Below are 17,925 nucleotides of genomic sequence, written 5' to 3' on the forward strand. Positions count from 1 at the left end.
AAGCAAACGCTTTAAACAAATTCTGATTTTGTTTTGCTCATTAAGATCTGTGAATAACTGGCATTTATTTGAGTTGTTTTTAGATTACGATGAGTGGCAATAAATCATACAGGGATTTGTAAATGGAACATCTACATAAGCAGATTATCAGCACGATATTAGAAATTGAACGCGCAGCGAGTGAGCGTTTCAATAAAGGGGATGTTTCCGGATATCTGGATATTTACCATGATGACGTCACGTATGTTGACCCGATGACACCCGGCGTGCTCACTGATAAAAATGCAGTGAGGGCGTATTTCGATAAATCTTATTTAGGCGTTCAGATAGAAAAGGCGGAATGGTCAAATATTAATGTCGTCGTCAACGAATCGGCAAATACCGCTATTCTGACTTACAACCAGCAAAATCACATTCGCAGTAAAAATGATGACGAATTACATCAAATTCCGCTGTGGAACTGCACCGAGGTGTATCGCCTGACGGATGGTCAATGGAAAATCGCCCATGCCAACTGGTCGTTTGCGCAACACTCTGTCCTTCTCAATAGCCTGAAAACGTTATTTACGCAGTTAGGTTACGTGTGAATTTATAAAAGTGGATAGCGATAATCGCTATCCACTTTCACGAAAAGCTAGTGCTTAATCATCACATGCCGAATCACGGTGTAATCTTCCAGCCCGAATAGCGACATATCCTTACCGTAACCCGAAAGCTTTTGCCCGCCGTGTGGCATTTCGCTCACCAGCATGAAATGGGTATTCACCCAGGTGCAACCGTACTGCAACCGCGCACTCAGGCGATGTGCGCGACCCACGTCTTTCGTCCAGACTGATGAAGCCAGCCCATAACTGGAGTCGTTGGCCCAGCCCAGAACTTGCTCTTCATCGTCAAACGTTGTGACGCTGACAACCGGGCCGAACACCTCTTTTTGCACGATGTCGTCTTCCTGTTTCGCACCGGCAAGCAGCGTCGGCTGGAAGTAATATCCCGGCCCGTCTACTTTTGCCCCGCCCGTCACCACTTTCACGTGCGCCAAGGCTTTGGCGGCATTCACCGCTTTGCTGACGCGCTCAAGATGGGCGGCGGAACTCAGTGGGCCAAGTTCGGTGGACTCATCATCCGGCGCACCAAATTTCAGCGTGCTGACCGCCTCACCCAGTTTCTCGACCAGTTTGTCGTAAATTCCTTTCTGAGCGTAGATACGACACGCGGCAGTGCAATCTTGCCCGGCGTTGTAATAACCAAAAGTACGAACCCCTTCGACGACAGCATCTAAGTCGGCATCATCAAACACAATAACCGGCGCTTTGCCACCCAGCTCCATATGGGTGCGCTTAATCGAAGGCGCGGTGTGACTGATGATATGTTCGCCCGTGGCAATCGATCCGGTGAGCGACACCATGCGCACTTTTGGATGTCCGGTCAGCACATCACCCACGGTTTGCCCACGTCCAAACAGCACGTTCAGTACGCCCTCCGGGAAGATATCTTTCGCCAGTTCAGCGAGTTTCAGCGCGGTGAGCGGCGTAATTTCTGACGGTTTGATCACCACACAGTTGCCTGCGGCGAGTGCCGGACCAAGTTTCCACGCTGCCATCATGAGCGGGTAGTTCCACGGTGCGATAGACGCCACCACCCCCACCGGATCACGGCGGACCATCGAGGTGTGGCCGCTAAGATATTCCCCAGCGGCCAGGCCATTCAGGCAACGGCTGGCTCCCGCGAAGAAACGGAAGACATCCACGACCGCCGGAATTTCATCATTTAACACGCAGTGGTAAGGCTTGCCGCAGTTTTGCGATTCCAGACGGGCAAACGCTTCGCCGTTTTGCTCGATAACATCCGCCAGCTTGAGCAGATGTTCGGCACGCTCTTTCGGCGTGCTTTGCCCCCAGGATGCAAACGCAAACTCTGCGGCATTCACCGCATCGTTTACCTGCTCCGTTGTGGCTTCCGCAATTTCAAGCAGCACTTCCCCCGTTGCCGGATTGTAGACCGGCAATTTTTCACCCAGGCCGTTCACTAACTGGCCGTTAATTAAGAGTTGGCTTTGCATAGTGATACCCTTTCGTTATTTACCGCTGCCCGCGACTTCATCTCCGCCACGGCTCAGCCAGTACGCCCCTAAAATCGGAATGGTGGTCATCAGCATCACCATTAACGCCACGACATTTGTCACCGGTACTTCACGCGGGCGGCCCAGTTGGTTGAGCAGCCACAGCGGCAATGTACGTTCATGCCCGGCAGTAAAGGTGGTGACAATAATTTCATCAAACGAGAGCGCAAACGCCAGCATGCCCCCGGCGAGTAACGCCGAACCTAAATTGGGCAAAATGACGTAGCGGAAGGTCTGCCAGCCATCGGCCCCTAAATCCATCGACGCTTCAATCAGGCTATACGAGGTGCGGCGAAAACGGGCGATGACGTTATTAAAGACGATCACCACGCAGAACGTCGCGTGCCCGACCACTATCGTGAAAAATCCCGGCTCAAAATTCATTATCTTAAAGGCCGTTAACAGCGCCAGCCCGGTGATAATCCCCGGCAAAGCAATGGGTAACAGCAGCAATAAAGAGATGGCGTTTTTGCCGAAGAATTCCCGCCGCCACAGCGCCGCAGCCGCCAGCGTGCCAAGAATCAAAGCAAGTCCTGTTGCCAGCGCGGCAATTTTAAGTGACAACGTCACCGCATCAAGAATATCGCCACGCGATGCCGCCACACTGAACCAGTGCAGCGTCAGCCCTTTGGGCGGGAAACTGAATGCCGCCTCTTCGGTGTTAAACGCATACAGCGCGATAATCACCAGCGGGAAATGCAGGAAAATCACCCCGCCCCAGGCGGCGATTTTCAACAATAATGGAGCGCGTTCAGAGTGCATCGAAAGCCCCCAGTCGTTTCACCAGTAAGAGATAAATCGCAATCAGCACGATGGGCACCAGCGTAAAAGCCGCCGCCATCGGCATATTGCCAATCGCACCTTGTTGAGAGTAGACCATGTTGCCGATGAAATACCCTGGCGGGCCAACCAGTTGCGGCACGATAAAATCACCCAGCGTCAGTGAGAACGTAAACACTGAGCCGGCTGCCACGCCGGGGATCGCCAGCGGCAAAATTACATGGCGGAAGGTTTGTGTTGGGCGAGCACCCAAATCAGCAGATGCCTGTAACAATGACGGCGGCAAACGCTCAAGAGCGGCCTGAATCGGCAAGATCATGAACGGCAGCCAGATGTAGAGAAACACCAGAAAACGCCCAAAACCGGAGGTTGACAGCGTGTTACCGCCTACTGCCGGAATCGTCAGCATCAGGTTTAATAGCGGTTCCAACCCCATATGATTAAGGAACCACTGCGCCACGCCATCACGAGACAGCAACAGCGTCCAGGCGTAAGCCTTAACGATGTAGCTCGCCCACATCGGCAGCATCACGGCGATGTAGAAAAATGCTTTGAGTTTGCCCGAGGTATAACGCGCCATAAAATAGGCCATCGGGAACGCTAATACGGCGCTGGCGAGCGTGACGGCTACTGCCATGGTCAGCGTGCGCAAAATAATGTCGTAGTTCGCCGGGTTAAACAGCGCGGCGATGTTGGCAAAAGTCAGGTCCGGCGTGACCGACATGGTGAAATCATCGAAGGTGTAAAACCCCTGCCACAGCAGCGTTAACAGCGAACCAAGATAAATAACGCCGAACCAAAGCAATGGCGGCAGCAATAACAACGCCAGCCAGAACCCAGGGCGTTGCCACAAAAACGTGGCGACACGCCGCATCAGGCGGTTGTCAGGATGGGACGCGGGAAGACTCATATCCATTTCATCCTTCCCCCTGCAACGGAACCATCGCAGCACGGGGCCAGACTGCAGTAACTTGCTGCCCGATTTGATAGCGTTCTTCGCTGATAATGCGTTGCGGATTCGCCTCGCTGACCAGCAGTTTTTCGCCGTCTGCCAGGCGCAGTTCAAGCCGTGTTGCTGCACCCTGATAGTGAATTTCCTGGATCAGACCGCTCACCCGGATTTCACCGCTGCTAACCGGTTCATCATGAAGAACGATATGTTCAGGGCGCAGGGAAAACAGCCCTTCCTCGCCGCACACTTTGCCGGAAAGCGCCGGTTGCAAGACGTTTGAAGTGCCGACAAAACTCGCCACAAAGGCGGTGCGTGGCTGCATATAGAGCTGGCGCGGAGTATCGACCTGTTCGATGCGACCGTTATTGAATACCGCAACGCGGTCAGACATCGACAGTGCTTCGCTCTGGTCGTGGGTGACGAAAATAAACGTGATGCCCAATTCGCGCTGGAGCTTTTTCAGTTCGCCCTGCATTTGCTCACGCAGTTTGAGATCGAGTGCGCCCAACGGTTCATCCAGCAGCAAAACGCGTGGACGATTGACTAAAGCGCGAGCCAGCGCCACACGCTGACGCTGGCCACCAGAAAGCTGCGAGGGTTTACGGGCGTGAACAAATCCCAGCGCCACGCGCTCTAGTGCTTCCTGTGCTTTGGCAAGGCGGGTCTTTTTATCGACACCCTTTACCATCAAGCCGTAAGCAACGTTTTCCAGCACCGTCATGTGTGGGAATAATGCGTAATCCTGAAAGACCGTATTCACATCGCGCTGATAAGGCGGCACGTCTTGTGCCGGTTTGCCAAAAATGGCGATTTCCCCGGATGTCACCTGCTCAAAGCCCGCAATCAGCCGCAAGCAGGTGGTTTTGCCCGAGCCAGATGGCCCGAGCATCGAGAAAAACTCCCCGTCTTCGATATCAATCGAGACGTTATCGACGGCTCGTACATCACCATAAAGGCGCGAGACGTTTTTGAACTGCACAGCGTACGGCATAACTCCTCCAGGACTTAACGGCCACCCATAATCGCGATGTAATCCTGAGTCCAGCGGCTGTACGGCACGAATTTACCGCCTTCGGCGACCGGAGTTTTCCAGAACACAATCTTATCGAAGTAGTTATAGCCGTTGGTTTCACAGCCTTTATCGCCAAGCAATGTGCTGGCTTTACATCCTTCAGCCACTGCCGGGAGCGAACCAAACCAGGCCGCGACATCACCCTGAACTTTCGCTTTTAGCGAGTGATCCATCCATTTGTATGCGCAATTCATATGTTTAGCATCAGCATGCAACATAGTGGTGTCCGCCCAACCGGTGACACCTTCTTTCGGGAATACGGTGGCAATCGGCTGACCTTCACCTTTCAGTGCGTTAGCCTGATACGGCCATGCGCTTGAGGCCACCACGCCTTCGTTTTTGAAGTCGCTCATTTGAACGGTGGTGTCATGCCAGTAGCGGTGAATCAGGCCGTGTTGGTCGCGCAACACTTTCAACACTGCGGAATATTGTTCTTCGGTGAGTTGGTACGGGTCGGTAATGCCCAGTTGCGGCTGTGTAGCTTTAACAAACAGCGCGGCATCGGCGATGTAAATAGGCCCATCGTAAGCCTGCACACGGCCCTGATTAGTTTTGCCATCCGGTAAATTTTGTTCCACAAACACCACGCTCCAGCTATCCGGCGGCGTCGGGAAAGTTTTGGTGTTGTACATCAGCAGGTTTGGCCCCCACTGATACGGCGTGCCATAGACTTTGCCGTCAACGTTAAACCACGATCCTTTCACCAGACGCGGATCGACGTTTTTCCAGTTTGGGATCAGCGCCGTGTTTATCGGCTGCACACGTTTACCCATAATCAGACGCAGGGACGCATCGCCCGACGCGGTGACGAGGTCATAACCCCCCTTCGCCATCAGGCTAACCATCTCATCGGAAGTGGCCGCTGTTTTCACGTTGACCTTACAGCCCGTTTCTTTTTCGAAATCCGTCACCCAGTTGTAGGCTTTATCAGTATCACCGCGTTCGATATAACCCGGCCAGGCGATGATATCGAGCTGCCCTTCGCCAGCACCGATTTTGTCCGGAAGCCCCGCCGCCTGTGCAGAGAGCACGGTCAAACAGAGGGCTGAAAGAGTCCATATAGTCTGTTTTGTACGCATTGCTGCTACTCCTGTCTGAAAGATAAAGGCGGCACGCAAGCTAAAAATCAGTGCCGAAAGAGCAAAAAAATCCCCGTATAAAAACAATAGTCTGCGGCTATATGGCAAGCATGGCGGCAAGAGGAAATTTCATCAGGATGTGATACACAGCGCAGTAAAACGCGCCCCTGATATTTCTTCCGGGGTAAGATAACTGGATGATTTATAAAGTGTAGATAGATGTAAGCGAGGCGATGAAAGTACGCCACTGGTTTTCTTAATTATCGAAATTTCATATGGATGGAGAGAATAAATGCAGGTTGCACATATCGCGCTGTGGACGAATAAACTTGAAGAGGCTTGTACATTCTGGCGTCTGCATTTTAAAGCACATATTGGCGAGGCTTATCACTCTAAACGCCGCGAAGGTTTTATCTCCCATTTTGTGACGCTGGAAAATGGGCCTGCGCTGGAGTTGATGACGTTGCCAGGGCTGGTGGATAAACCACCCCGTGAAGATAACCGCACCGGTTGGGCCCATATCGCCATAAGCCTTGGCACCGTTGAAGCGGTGGATACGATGGTCGCCAGCCTCAAACCTTTGGGGGCTTTAGTCCATGAAGCACGCTGGACGGGTGATGGTTATTACGAAGCCGTGATTTCCGACCCCGACGGTAATCTGATTGAAATCACTTCGTGATTTGAGACTGATACAAACTGGTTCAATTGGTGGATGACGCTAACGCTTATCCACTCTACAAAACCATGCACTTGTAGGTCGGATAAGCGCAGCGTCATCCGACAAAACCAGAGCCGGTTAACGGCTTTGGGTTTCGATTAAGCGCAAGTCTGCATTGCGCTGGCGCTTGAGCATTTCATAGAAATTCTCATGGGCACCCAGGCTCAGTAAATAGAGTTCTAAGCGGGCGTTCTGCCAGCTATAACCCAGCAATGCTTGCTGGTTATTAAGTCGGAATTTATGCACCCGTAAATAGCTGAGATCGCCATTTTTACGCTCGCCAATTTCCGGCTCGGCAATCACCTTTTCAATTTCGTCTTCCACTTGCGCCAGGAAGGTTTCTGGTAGTTTCTCCAGAGCCTTTCCAAAACGCGCGGTTTCATACACCGTCAGGGGTTTGCCGTTTCGTTCTGCGGACATATTTTTGCACTCTGCCATTTTCCATTTCGCTTTGCGCCAGCATCGTTTCTTTAATAAAGCTGTAAGGTAAATCAGGGTTATCTTCAACGATTTGCCCAATCTTCGCCCAGTACTCTATTTGCTTTGGCACGCTCCGGCTGCAGGCGTCGGCGTGAATTTTGACATCCGCTACAAACTGGTCATCTAACCGTATGCTAATAGCCATGTTCATACTCCATCACCTCCTTGTGACCTTCAGTTGTGAATAAGTTTACGCTCATCTTTTCGTGCGACGCGACAAAATGTCGCAAATTTGCGAGATGGGTTCAAGAACTATTTTTTAACCGGCTTTTGGGTGCGAAATTCGGTAAAGAATATGACGCCTCAAAGGGTGATGTTCTGCCAGCATTGGGTGATCAAATTCCTCGCAGCGTGTCATGCCGATTTTTTCCATTACCCGTTGTGACGGTAAGTTTTCCAGCGCGGTAAACGCGACAATTTCTTTCATGCCAAACTGTTCAAAACCAATTTCCAGCGCTTTTATTGCCGCTTCAGGCGCATAGCCTTTACCCCAAAAGGGTTTATCCAGGCGCCAGCCAATTTCAATTACCGGCGAAAAAGGCAATTCATAGCCGGGAATATTTAACCCGACAAAACCGATAAATTCCCCGCTACTCTTTTCTTCAACCGCCCACAAACCCCAGCCTTTCTCGGCGATTATTTGCTCAACGGCGTTGACCATTTTGTCGCTTTCTTCGCGAGTGCGCGTGCTGGGGAAATAGCGCATCACTTCTGGATTGGCATTTAACGCAGCAAAAGGCTCACGGTCACTTTGCTTCCAGCGGCGTAAAATCAGGCGCTCGGTGTGGTATTCCATGTTCACTCCTTAATGTTTTGTCTGATTAAATTTGCCAGGGTTAACACGGCATGTCGCTCACGTTCGCCCAAAGCCCATGACGCGTTCAGACGGAAATAATTATGCCAGGCGCCTCCGGTCGTAAACATTTTCCCCGGAGCGATACTGATTTTTTGTGCAATCGCCTGTTCGCTCAGGATGCTGGCATCCATATATTGCGGCAATTCAATCCACAAAAAGTAACCGCTTTCGCTGTGGTGAATTTTCACCCCAGCGGGGAAATGCTGATGCAATGCCTGCCAGGTTTGCTGTTTGCGCTCCGCAAGAATGCGCCGTAATTTGCGCAAATGGGTGTCATAACGTTTGGTCGCCAGGTAATCAACCAGTGCCAGTTGCATCGGTGAGCTGGTCGAAAGCGTGCTCATTAACTGGAGTTGCTGAATGCGACGGGCATGTTTCCCCGCCGCCACCCAACCAATACGGAACCCGGCAACCAGACATTTTGAGAACGATGAACAATGTAGCGTAATGCCCTTTTCGTCATACGCGCGAGCCGGTAAGGGGCGCTCGCGCCCGTAATACAACTCGCTGTAAACATCATCTTCTATCAGCGTCACGTTATGTTGTTGCAGCAATTCAACTAACTGTTGTTTCTTTTCAGGTGACAGTGTCACGCCGAGCGGATTTTGACTGTTGGTCATCAGCCAGCAGGCTTTCACCGGGTAATCGTTAAGAGCCTGTTTTAGCGCGGTAAGATCAATGCCGTTTATGGGATCGGTGGCGACCGACAACGCCTTTAAGCGCAGACGCTCCAGCGCCTGTAATGCACCATAAAAACATGGGTTTTCTACAATCACCCAATCGCCCGGTTCGGTAACAGCTTGCAGACTGAGGTTTAACGCTTCGAGCGCGCCTGCCGTGATGACAATTTCATCCGGCGAAACCTGCATTCCCTGCTGCGCATAACGCCGCGCAATGGCGTGGCGCAACGCTTCATTCCCCGGAGGCAGGTTCTCAATGACGCTCATGGCCGTGGCGGTTTTACTGACGGTCGCCAGCGAGCGATTAAGCTGTTGTAGCGGGAATAAACGCGGGTCGGGAAATGCGGAACCAAACGGCACCACGCTGGCATCACAACTCGCCTGCAGCACATCAAAAATATAGGTATTGATGTCCACCGCTTCGTCGCGCGTCACTTTTACCGGGGCCAGCGTGTTGCGTGCCGCTGGGCGGGAAGCTACGTAATAACCCGATTGCGGCCTCGCTACAATCACGCCCTGGCTTTCAAGCGTCTGGTAAGCATGGCTGACGGTCATAAAACTCATGCCGCTCAGCGCGACTTGCTCACGCAGTGAAGGGAGTTTGTCTCCCGCAAGCCAGGCGCCAAGCGCAATCTGGTCAATAATAAGCTGGGCAAGTTGCTGGTATTTTTTCATTGTGTTGGTGATACCACGCTCTATAACAGTTAGATAAAAATACGCTAAATGTGCCAACTGTTATAGATAAATATCACCTTTCTGTTTCTGATTATTCCCTTCCCAAAGCCCTAACATAGCCTTGAAGTTATTGTGCTATGAGGTTGCGCATGTTTGGTTTAGACGCTTTTCATCTGGCAAGAATTCAGTTTGCGTTTACTGTTTCCTTCCACATTATTTTCCCCGCCATCACCATCGGGCTTGCCAGTTATCTGGCGGTGCTTGAAGGATTGTGGCTCAAATCTAAAAAACCTGTTTACCGTTCGCTTTACGATTTCTGGTCGAAGATTTTTGCGGTCAACTTTGGCATGGGGGTGGTGTCCGGGCTGGTAATGGCCTATCAGTTCGGGACCAACTGGAGCGGTTTTTCGCAGTTTGCGGGCAGTATCACCGGGCCGCTGCTGACTTATGAAGTACTGACGGCATTCTTCCTTGAAGCCGGGTTTCTTGGCGTAATGCTATTTGGCTGGAAGCGCGTCGGCCCTGGCCTGCACTTCTTTGCCACCTGTATGGTGGCGTTAGGTACGCTTATTTCCACGTTCTGGATCCTGGCGTCCAACAGCTGGATGCAAACACCGCAAGGGTTTGAAATTCACAACGGACAAGTGGTGCCGGTTGACTGGTTTGCCGTGGTGTTTAATCCGTCCTTCCCATACCGACTGCTGCATATGTCGGTGGCGGCGTTTCTCAGTAGTGCTTTTTTTGTCGGGGCGTCGGCGGCCTGGCATTTGTTGAAAGGCAACAAAACGCCAGCCATCAAAACCATGTTTTCGATGGCGCTGTGGATGGCATTAATCGTCGCCCCGCTACAGGCGATGATTGGGGATATGCATGGTCTGAATACCTTAAAACATCAGCCCGCAAAAATAGCTGCGATTGAAGGTCATTGGGAAAACGTGCCGGGCGAACCGACACCGCTGTTGCTGTTTGGCTGGCCGGATATGGAACAAGAGCGCACGCGTTACGGGCTGGAAATCCCGGCACTCGGCAGCCTGATTCTGACTCACAGCCTGGATAAACAAGTTCCGGCGTTAAAAGAGTTCCCAAAAGAAGATCGCCCAAATTCCACCATCGTGTTCTGGTCATTCCGCATTATGGCGGGGCTGGGCATGTTGATGATTCTGGCTGGCGTGTTCAGTTTGTGGCTGCGCTATCGCCATCGTTTATATGAAAGCCGCACGTTCCTGCGCTTTATGCTGTGGATGGGGCCGTCCGGGCTTATCGCCATTCTCGCCGGTTGGGTAACAACCGAAGTGGGTCGCCAGCCGTGGGTGGTTTATGGCTTGTTGCGCACCAAAGACGCGGTTTCGGCACACGGCAATTTGCAGATGAGCATCAGCCTGCTGACCTTCTTTGTGGTGTACATGTCGGTATTTGGCGTGGGTTACAGCTACATGATCAAGCAGATTAAGAAAGGGCCGCAGCCGTTTGAGGAGACACACTAATGGGCGTCGATTTATCCGTTATCTGGTTTGTGATTATCGTATTCGCCACGTTGATGTATATCGTGATGGATGGCTTTGATCTCGGCATCGGCATTCTGTTTCCGTTTGTGCGCGACGCACAAGACCGGGACGTGATGGTCAACAGTGTCGCACCGGTGTGGGACGGCAACGAAACCTGGCTGGTGTTGGGTGGAGCGGCGCTGTTCGGCGCGTTTCCCCTCGCCTACGCCGTGATTATTGATGCGTTGACGATTCCGCTGACGGTCATGCTGCTCGGGCTTATTTTCCGTGGGGTGGCATTTGAGTTCCGCTTTAAAGCGACACCCGCGCACCGTCCCTTCTGGGATAAAGCATTTATTGGTGGATCGATCGTGGCGACGTTTTGCCAGGGCGTGGTCGTCGGAGCGGTGATTTCCGGCTTCCCGGTGAGCGGACGCGCGTTTAGCGGTTCGCAGCTCGACTGGATCACACCGTTTAATCTGTTCTGCGGAGTCGGGCTCATCGTGGCTTATGCACTATTGGGCGCAAGCTGGCTGGTGATGAAGAGCGAAGATCCACTGCTGAAAGTAATGCGTAAAATCGTCAAACCGCTGCTGATGGTTATGCTGCTGATTATTGCAGTCATTAGCCTGTGGACGCCGCTTGCGCATCCACAAATTGCCAGTCGCTGGTTTAGTCTGCCGAACCTTTATTTCCTGCTGCCAGTTCCGCTGTTGGTTGTGCTGTGTAGCATCTGGTTATGGAAAGCCGTGGGGTCTGAGCAAAGCTGGCACAGCACGCCTTTTTTGCTGACGCTGGCGCTGATTTTCTTAGGATTTAGCGGATTAGGCATCAGTATCTGGCCGTATCTTATTCCACCGTCTATTACGCTTTGGCAAGCCGCGGCTCCGCCACAAAGTCAGGGTTTTATGCTGGTCGGCGCGCTGTTTATCATCCCGATCATATTGGTTTATACCTTCTGGAGTTATTACGTTTTCCGCGGAAAAGTACAGCATGGTGAGGGGTATCACTGATGAAACAAACGGCAACTCGAATGGTGTGGTTGGTGGTGCTATGGGGCGGCAGTGTTTTAACCCTGGCCGCCGTGGGAATGGGGTTCCGGCTGCTGATGACCGCCGCCGGATTTAAATCCTGATATCTGTGTGAGGGAAATGGTGGATGACGCTAACGCTTATCCCCCCTACAAGGACGTCATCCGATAATATCCCCGTTACAAGGCCAGCACACCGCTGGCCGCATTCATATAACGTAATGAGAAGTAGATTCTGTCCTGCCCCGGCGGGACAGGCGTTGCCAGCCACTTTTCCTGATATTGCGCGGGAGCGGGTGTCGCTTTGAACACTTTCGCCTGTTTGTCCTGGCGGAAGAGTTCAATCACCTTCCCGGCTGACGGCGCTTTCAGGTAAAGCGAGCGTTCGGCTTCATTCAGCATCTGCGTTCCTGCCCCATCCTGCACCCACACTTTTACGCCGCTCAGACTGAGTGTCGTCACCCATTTGCTGTAGGAATCAGGCGTCATATTTCCGGCAAAAAAGCTGCTTACCGCAACCGGCTTATCCGCAACCGCCGCCAAAGACAGCCGGGTTTTGTTCAGCCAGTCTTGTGCCGCTTGCTGCATTTGGGGTTCGCGCCAACGCCGGTCATCGAGTTCGCTACTGATGTACCAGCCTGCAATCGCATTTTTGCCCAGCACTTCTACCCAACGTTTCGCCACCGATACGTCATCGGCACGTAAAAGGTTGAGATAGTTTTCCAGTGCCGGAAGCGGCTGCAGTTGGCGTTCGAAAAACTGCCCGTCCGCCGCGAGGCCGATGACCAGTTTCAGACCACTTGCGGTCGTGAGTTGCGCTTTATGCTCAAGCCAGGCGCGAGAATCTCCTTCGCGGAACGCATCGTCATAGCGCGTCCACTGCAACACTAAGGTGTCGATTCCCTGCCCTTTTAGTTTGTTTAACACGCTTTGCCATTGGGCGTCAGAAACCGTGGTATCACGCAACTGGGGTTGATACATCACCGCATTCATTGCATTTGCCAGCGGTGTGACGAGCAACAGCGTAGTTAACAGGATTTTCTTCATTACCAGCGTGCTCCTAACGTCAGGAAAAGACTGTTTTTGGAATCAGTGTCGCGATTGTGACCTGAGAACGCACGTTGATATTCCAGGCCCACGCTGACTTTGTGCGGGAAGGCACTGTAATGCGATTCACCAAACCAGGTATTCAGCCGCACCCCTACGCCGCCAAGGGTGTTATCACGATATGGCGTGTCGGTGCTGGCGTTGTACTGCGCGTGCCAGTAAGGCTCGAGCGTTTGTTTGTGGTTGATTTTCTGGTGCCAGCTCATGCGGTAATCCGCGGTGTAGATCTGATAATCTGCTTTAACGAAATGCGCCGCATCCAGATACAGATTTTGCGCCATCCAGCCATTGCCGGTGGGATGCCAGTCATCGCTGAATTTCCCGCCGTTAAAGAATGAAGCGCTGGCCCGTAACATCAGATCCGCTTCGCCATGGTGGTGGTCGAGCGGGATTTGCTGCTCGGCGGCCAGATAAATGACCTGGTCGCGCAGCGGTTTCCAGCGCACACCAATTCCAAGCATTGGCTCATCCACCGGCACAAAGTTATTGTCTTTGCTGCCTGCAAACACCCGGCTGTAAACAGAGAGCTGGTCGCCGTCGAGTATTTTGTTCTTACCGATGCGGTATTCCGCCTCAAATTGCTGGTAGCTGCGATAGCTTTTATTTTGCTGAACACCGTTATTACTGCCGCCGCTGTTTAGCGAGTCGGGCGTTAAACCAAATGAGCCGTCGTAGCTAAACGTCCAGCGGCGTTGGCTGTCCTCGTGAATACGGCGGAAGGCAAAACGGTCTTCTTGCTGTTTGTCGCTCAGGGATTGCTGTGGCGTAAGGGTGTTATCTATGTCGTCCACCACGCGCTCGCTGTACTGCTTCGTCTTTGGTTTATCGTCGAGGTGTTCATTGAGAAACACCAGTTGACGCAGAATTTCTGGTGAGTCTGGCTGTGCCTTACGCGCTTTTTCCAGTGCGTCACGGGCTTCTTGATGTTTGCCTTGTGCGGCCAGGGCAAATCCACGGGAGGCGTCGTCGGGCTCCGCCGCACTAGCCTGTGGAGCGACGACCCCGTGCGCTTGCGCCAGCGGGTAATCTTCCGCGCTGTAGGCCAGATATCCCACCTGGCGCTGATAATATGGCGACGAGTCTCGCGCGGCGGCCTGCTGGGCGGCGTATAACGCAAGGCCTGGTTGCCACGGATAACACTGCGCCAGATGCGACCAGCTTTCGGCGTCATACTGCGGCGACAAATCGCCCAATAAATCACGCACGATGGTGCAATCTTCTTTGCCCTGGAACAGGCGCGCCTGCGCCATACGTTGCGCAGGTGTCGGCAAGGGTTTTGCCAGCCGGGCTTTGTTTTCGGCGTTCATCCATTCCGGGTGCGCCGCAAGCTGATAGCTTAAGGTGCCCAGTTCCTGGGCTGTTAATCCGCGCGTCAGGTTGATTTGATTGAGCAACCGCAGGCTGGATGGCGTATCTTTCTGCGCCAGACTTAACGCCAGGCGCTGATCGAGCACCTGGCTTTCAGGAAAGGTGTTGAGCAGTTGGTTCGCACCTTGCCAGTCGCCTTGTTGAATGCGAATAGGCACCAGGGTGGATAACACGTACTTTTTGTTTTCCGCGTACTTCACCGGCCAGTTAGCGACGGCATTGCCGGGTTGCTGGCTGTAAGTTGCCAGCAATCGCATCCAGTTGTGCTCTTCCGCGGGTGTCGAAAACTCCGGTTTACGGTTAGCCAAATAGCGGCGCAGCGGCCCCAGCGCCTGGCGTTCAGCCAGCGATTGCGCATACGCAAGCTGCATACCTGCCGTGTTCATCACGCCCTGACTTTGCAAGTCCAGAATCCGCTGGTCGCGCTGCATATGCAGCAAGATGGCGAACCATTGCTGATACTGCGAGTCAGTGAGCGTGGCCACGCCATCAAGCAGCGCAAAACCCTGATCCGCAGCGGCCCACTGTTGCAGGAATATCGCCCGCTGCGTGTAGTTGTCCGCCAGGACTAAACCTTCTTTGGTGTGGCGGAATTTCGCATCCGTTAGCTGCGCACGCGCAATGTCTAACTGGTTGAGCTTGATAGCATAATTGCCCACCTCACTGTGGCAATGCACCGTTGGCGTGGCATCGCATTGCTTTTGTAGCGCCACCAACTGTTCTGTGGTGTGAATGTCTGGAGCCGGAACGGGAATGGCCTCCAGCGCACGCTGTAAGTCAGCATTTTGCGGGTGTTTTTTGAGTTCACTTTCCAGCAACGCTTGCGCTTTATCATTGTGACCAAAATGGCGATACGCTTCGGCGAGCCACAACGTCAAACGTAAGCTTTCCGGTGCCATCTGGTGTGCATGTTCAAAACTGCGCAACGCCCGGGTTTCATCATTGGCTTTCAGGGCTTTCTGCGCCCGCTCGATGTGCGGATACACCTTGAAGTAGCGGTAATCGCTAAGGCCAAGATCCTGGCGAGATCCTTCTTGTGCGGCCATGGCTGGAGAAGCGAGTAACACACCACAAATCAGCGCCGTCAGCGGGTTTAAACGGATATTCATAACGCTTCCCCCGCCAGACGAGCCTGTTGCAATTCGCTAATACCGACACTTTGCAGCAGTGCGCTCATGCTTGGTTGCAGTTGCTGCTGTTGCTCAAGTGACTGGTCAACAATGTGCTGGCTAACCACCCCTTCCTGCACCAGATATTCGCCAAACATCACCTCGCTACGTTCATAGCGCAGCAGCACCGCGCGAAGCACCGCTTCATTCAGATGCGATTCGTTGGTCAGCACTTCGGCGAACATCAGTTGCCCGGAGACATATTTGTCCCAAAGCTCGTCGGCCTGCTCCTGAGTGAGAAGCTGTTCGCGCACCGCACCGTCCAGCAGTCGTTTTTCTTTGAGGGTTTTATCGTCACCGAACCAGTAGCGCAGGCCAACCACCACCTGCCCGCGCGGCACAATCACATAACGCACCGGGCGACCAATTTTGCGTGCCAGCGCGCCAAGCGAAACGGGATCGATGGTGTTTTCAGAAGCCAAAACCATTGTTTCGCCTTCCAGGCGTATCGGGAGCACCGCATGATGGTGCGCGACCTTCGCCGCAATACTTTGCACCAGCGACTGCTCCAGACTCAGCGGGTCAATCGACTCCATCGGAACTTCAGCCTGTTTGGCAAGCGCCACCGCCAGTTGCTTCGCGGTAATCAACCCCTGATGCACCATGCTGCCGCCCAGTTTCAGGCCATGAACGCGTGTTTGTAATGCCTCTTCGAGTTGTGCCTGGGTAATCACACCGGAGTCGACAAGAATATAACCCAGCGGTTGGGACGAACGCTGTTCGCTGACAGTCGGGAAATCATGCGTGGTTTTATCCCACGCCACACGGCGCGGATCGCCATGTTGAATGACCTGTTTTATCGCCCGCCAGTTCGCCATGAAGTTAATCAGATTGCCCCAAAACAAACGCGGCAACACCAGCATGCCCTGCGCCAGGCCGTAATAAGCCGTGACGAAAATCATGCGCTGAATGATGCGGTTAGCCATCAGGAAGAAATTAATCCATAGCAATGTCGTCAGCCACGCTCCGCCGACAAAAATAGACAGGAACTGCCAGGCACCTTCGACGCTGCGCTGATAAATCATGATGGCGACGAGCTGTAACATCACCAGCATCGCGGCAAAGCTCAGGAAGTTGGCAATCGCCCCTTTGCGGTCGCGCCACAGGAAATAGTTAAGGACAGGGCTGGTGCTCCAGCGGTGAGTTTTAAAGCCCTGGAAAACAATGCCGATAATCCAGCGCGATTTTTGTCGCACGGCGGTGGCAAAGGTGTCCGGGAAATATTCACGCACGCAGATAACATTGGCGGTGCGGGCGCGCTGTAAAAAGGGTTTAGAGGAGCGGTCGTTTTCGTCAACCACCGGGAAGCGGCAGAAAATCTCTTCCATGCCTTTTTGACGCAAGCGGAAACCGATGTCGTAGTCTTCGGTCAAACTTTGCACGTCAAACGCAATACCATCCCCATCGGCCAATAATGCAAGCACGGCGCGACGGCTAAAACAGGTGCCTACGCCCGCGCTGGGAACCTGCCCTGCCAACGCTTCGCGCACTGGAACATCTTTGCCGTGGAGTTCTGAAAACTCATCGAGATAACTGAGGCTGGTGAAGTGTGTCCATTTGCGTTCAAACGGATAAACCGGGATCTGAATTAAGTCTTTGCGATCGACCAGATAGTTGAACAGACGCAACTCGAGCGGAGAGATAACATCTTCCGCGTCGTGGAGGATAAAGCCGGAGAAGTTAAACCGCGCGCTGCGCTCGAACTGCAAAATGGCATCAAGAATGTTGTTCAGACAATCGGCTTTGCTGGTGGGCCCTGGACGGGCGCAGACAACTTTATGAACGTTCGGAAAACGCGCGCAAACTTCGTCGACATCGCGTTGTGTATCCGGGTCGTTAGGATAAGTGCCGACAAAAATATGATAGTTCTCGTAGTCCAGCGAACTGGCGGCAAGGCTCGCCATGTTACCAATAACGCCGGTTTCATTCCAGGCGGGAACCATAATTGCCAACGCCTTTTCTTGCGGCTCATAAAGGGCTTTATAGTCCAGACGATCGTTGCTGCGGTATACCGTGATCGCGCGCCATACGCGGCGAACCCAATAGACGATATCAATAAATAAGTCATCAATTCCGCTGATTAACATCAGAATTGCCAGAGTAATAGCGATGACTTTCAAACCGTATAAATACGTCGAAAAGTAATCAACAAACCAGTCCATTCTTTACCCCAAAGGTCATGTGAAACCCAGTGCTGTCATCCACAGGAGGTCTGACGAATACACATTAGGGCCTCACATGTTACCGGTATCATAATGTAAGAATTTAAATACATAAAGAATATAAAACTAATATTTCGCTTATTTACAATCACAGAAATTGTATCATTAACAACAAAGCCAGTGTTTTCAACTGA

17 protein-coding genes are annotated in these 17,925 nt (G+C 52.6%); 5 read left to right on the forward strand and 12 right to left on the reverse strand.

The genetic code is table 11. The annotated features are described in order from the left end of the window. Positions 1-122: 122 nt before the first annotated feature. Positions 123-587 (forward strand): YybH family protein, encoded by a 465-nt coding sequence (locus GBAG_RS09695; RefSeq protein ID WP_051873679.1) that lies wholly within the window; start codon positions 123-125, stop codon positions 585-587. 47 nt (positions 588-634) lie between these two features. Here the strand turns inward: GBAG_RS09695 and patD are convergent, their stop codons facing one another. The 5 genes from patD to ydcS are packed head-to-tail and all read right to left on the reverse strand — an operon-like array spanning position 635 to position 6,002. Continuing rightward, positions 635-2,059: an aminobutyraldehyde dehydrogenase gene (gene patD / locus GBAG_RS09700; RefSeq protein WP_034495481.1), complete on the reverse strand. Its 1,425-nt coding sequence runs from the start codon at positions 2,057-2,059 to the stop codon at positions 635-637. A gap of 15 nt (positions 2,060-2,074) precedes the next feature. After that, the gene (locus GBAG_RS09705) at positions 2,075-2,881 is read right to left on the reverse strand and encodes an ABC transporter permease (RefSeq protein ID WP_034495484.1); all 807 of its coding nucleotides are present in this window, start codon (positions 2,879-2,881) and stop codon (positions 2,075-2,077) included. Then, positions 2,871-3,809: an ABC transporter permease gene (locus GBAG_RS09710; protein WP_410372839.1), complete on the reverse strand. Its 939-nt coding sequence runs from the start codon at positions 3,807-3,809 to the stop codon at positions 2,871-2,873. The genes GBAG_RS09705 and GBAG_RS09710 overlap by 11 nt, the downstream gene beginning before the upstream one ends. 7 nt (positions 3,810-3,816) lie before the next feature. Next, positions 3,817-4,842: an ABC transporter ATP-binding protein gene (locus GBAG_RS09715; protein WP_034495489.1), complete on the reverse strand. Its 1,026-nt coding sequence runs from the start codon at positions 4,840-4,842 to the stop codon at positions 3,817-3,819. A gap of 14 nt (positions 4,843-4,856) precedes the next feature. After that, positions 4,857-6,002 (reverse strand): putative ABC transporter substrate-binding protein YdcS, encoded by a 1,146-nt coding sequence (gene ydcS, locus GBAG_RS09720; protein ID WP_034495492.1) that lies wholly within the window; start codon positions 6,000-6,002, stop codon positions 4,857-4,859. A gap of 292 nt (positions 6,003-6,294) precedes the next feature. On the opposite strand from ydcS, the gene GBAG_RS09725 reads away from it, so the two are divergent. After that, complete coding sequence (locus tag GBAG_RS09725; RefSeq protein ID WP_034495494.1) at positions 6,295-6,681, forward strand: VOC family protein; 387 nt, start codon at positions 6,295-6,297, stop codon at positions 6,679-6,681. A 117-nt stretch (positions 6,682-6,798) separates the two neighbouring features. On the opposite strand, the gene GBAG_RS09730 is transcribed toward GBAG_RS09725, so the two are convergent. The 4 genes from GBAG_RS09730 to GBAG_RS09745 form a co-directional block, all read right to left on the reverse strand. After that, positions 6,799-7,140 carry a type II toxin-antitoxin system RelE/ParE family toxin gene (locus GBAG_RS09730; protein WP_034495498.1) on the reverse strand — a complete coding sequence of 114 codons (342 nt, stop codon included), beginning with the start codon at positions 7,138-7,140 and terminating at the stop codon, positions 6,799-6,801. Then, positions 7,100-7,345 carry a TA system antitoxin ParD family protein gene (locus tag GBAG_RS09735; RefSeq protein WP_034495706.1) on the reverse strand — a complete coding sequence of 82 codons (246 nt, stop codon included), beginning with the start codon at positions 7,343-7,345 and terminating at the stop codon, positions 7,100-7,102. Before GBAG_RS09735 ends, GBAG_RS09730 begins: the two co-directional genes overlap by 41 nt. Positions 7,346-7,459: 114 nt before the next feature. Further along, entirely contained in the window at positions 7,460-7,996 is a 537-nt protein-coding gene (locus tag GBAG_RS09740) for a GNAT family N-acetyltransferase (RefSeq protein ID WP_034495501.1), read from the reverse strand. A gap of 2 nt (positions 7,997-7,998) precedes the next feature. Then, a complete protein-coding gene (locus GBAG_RS09745; RefSeq protein ID WP_034495503.1) occupies positions 7,999-9,411 on the reverse strand; it encodes an aminotransferase-like domain-containing protein in 1,413 nt (470 codons plus the stop codon). 149 nt (positions 9,412-9,560) lie between these two features. Between GBAG_RS09745 and GBAG_RS09750 the strand changes: the two genes are divergently transcribed. The 3 genes from GBAG_RS09750 to GBAG_RS22125 are packed head-to-tail and all read left to right on the forward strand — an operon-like array spanning position 9,561 to position 12,030. Beyond that, the gene (locus GBAG_RS09750) at positions 9,561-10,895 is read left to right on the forward strand and encodes a cytochrome ubiquinol oxidase subunit I (RefSeq protein ID WP_051873680.1); all 1,335 of its coding nucleotides are present in this window, start codon (positions 9,561-9,563) and stop codon (positions 10,893-10,895) included. After that, on the forward strand, positions 10,895-11,908 hold the full coding sequence (gene cydB / locus GBAG_RS09755) for a cytochrome d ubiquinol oxidase subunit II (protein WP_034495506.1): 1,014 nt from the start codon (positions 10,895-10,897) through the stop codon (positions 11,906-11,908). The genes GBAG_RS09750 and cydB overlap by 1 nt, the downstream gene beginning before the upstream one ends. Further along, complete coding sequence (locus GBAG_RS22125) at positions 11,908-12,030, forward strand: DUF2474 domain-containing protein (RefSeq protein WP_072011165.1); 123 nt, start codon at positions 11,908-11,910, stop codon at positions 12,028-12,030. Before cydB ends, GBAG_RS22125 begins: the two co-directional genes overlap by 1 nt. Positions 12,031-12,105: 75 nt before the next feature. Here GBAG_RS22125 and GBAG_RS09760 read toward each other — a convergent pair whose 3' ends face one another. The 3 genes from GBAG_RS09760 to nfrB are packed head-to-tail and all read right to left on the reverse strand — an operon-like array spanning position 12,106 to position 17,731. Continuing rightward, the gene (locus tag GBAG_RS09760; RefSeq protein ID WP_034495508.1) at positions 12,106-12,972 is read right to left on the reverse strand and encodes a DUF4434 domain-containing protein; all 867 of its coding nucleotides are present in this window, start codon (positions 12,970-12,972) and stop codon (positions 12,106-12,108) included. Further along, the gene (locus GBAG_RS09765) at positions 12,972-15,509 is read right to left on the reverse strand and encodes an NfrA family protein (RefSeq protein ID WP_034495510.1); all 2,538 of its coding nucleotides are present in this window, start codon (positions 15,507-15,509) and stop codon (positions 12,972-12,974) included. The genes GBAG_RS09760 and GBAG_RS09765 overlap by 1 nt, the downstream gene beginning before the upstream one ends. Then, positions 15,506-17,731, reverse strand: coding sequence for a cyclic di-3',5'-guanylate-activated glycosyltransferase NfrB (gene nfrB / locus GBAG_RS09770; RefSeq protein WP_034495513.1), 2,226 nt, complete (start codon positions 17,729-17,731; stop codon positions 15,506-15,508). The genes GBAG_RS09765 and nfrB overlap by 4 nt, the downstream gene beginning before the upstream one ends. Between the last annotated feature and the right edge of the window lie 194 nt (positions 17,732-17,925).

Origin of the sequence: Buttiauxella agrestis ATCC 33320 (assembly GCF_000735355.1) — a bacterium.
In the GTDB taxonomy this organism is placed as follows: domain Bacteria; phylum Pseudomonadota; class Gammaproteobacteria; order Enterobacterales; family Enterobacteriaceae; genus Buttiauxella; species Buttiauxella agrestis.

Coding starts and splice junctions, on each gene's coding strand:
- GBAG_RS09760 (WP_034495508.1), bottom strand. CDS start 12,972: ATGAAGAAAATCCTGTTAACTACGCTGTTGCTCGTCACACCGCTGGCA.
- cydB (WP_034495506.1), top strand. CDS start 10,895: ATGGGCGTCGATTTATCCGTTATCTGGTTTGTGATTATCGTATTCGCC.
- GBAG_RS09705 (WP_034495484.1), bottom strand. CDS start 2,881: ATGCACTCTGAACGCGCTCCATTATTGTTGAAAATCGCCGCCTGGGGC.
- nfrB (WP_034495513.1), bottom strand. CDS start 17,731: ATGGACTGGTTTGTTGATTACTTTTCGACGTATTTATACGGTTTGAAA.
- GBAG_RS09740 (WP_034495501.1), bottom strand. CDS start 7,996: ATGGAATACCACACCGAGCGCCTGATTTTACGCCGCTGGAAGCAAAGT.
- GBAG_RS09745 (WP_034495503.1), bottom strand. CDS start 9,411: ATGAAAAAATACCAGCAACTTGCCCAGCTTATTATTGACCAGATTGCG.
- GBAG_RS09715 (WP_034495489.1), bottom strand. CDS start 4,842: ATGCCGTACGCTGTGCAGTTCAAAAACGTCTCGCGCCTTTATGGTGAT.
- GBAG_RS09735 (WP_034495706.1), bottom strand. CDS start 7,345: ATGGCTATTAGCATACGGTTAGATGACCAGTTTGTAGCGGATGTCAAA.
- patD (WP_034495481.1), bottom strand. CDS start 2,059: ATGCAAAGCCAACTCTTAATTAACGGCCAGTTAGTGAACGGCCTGGGT.
- GBAG_RS09710 (WP_410372839.1), bottom strand. CDS start 3,809: ATGAGTCTTCCCGCGTCCCATCCTGACAACCGCCTGATGCGGCGTGTC.
- GBAG_RS22125 (WP_072011165.1), top strand. CDS start 11,908: ATGAAACAAACGGCAACTCGAATGGTGTGGTTGGTGGTGCTATGGGGC.
- GBAG_RS09750 (WP_051873680.1), top strand. CDS start 9,561: ATGTTTGGTTTAGACGCTTTTCATCTGGCAAGAATTCAGTTTGCGTTT.
- GBAG_RS09730 (WP_034495498.1), bottom strand. CDS start 7,140: ATGTCCGCAGAACGAAACGGCAAACCCCTGACGGTGTATGAAACCGCG.
- GBAG_RS09725 (WP_034495494.1), top strand. CDS start 6,295: ATGCAGGTTGCACATATCGCGCTGTGGACGAATAAACTTGAAGAGGCT.
- GBAG_RS09765 (WP_034495510.1), bottom strand. CDS start 15,509: ATGAATATCCGTTTAAACCCGCTGACGGCGCTGATTTGTGGTGTGTTA.
- ydcS (WP_034495492.1), bottom strand. CDS start 6,002: ATGCGTACAAAACAGACTATATGGACTCTTTCAGCCCTCTGTTTGACC.
- GBAG_RS09695 (WP_051873679.1), top strand. CDS start 123: ATGGAACATCTACATAAGCAGATTATCAGCACGATATTAGAAATTGAA.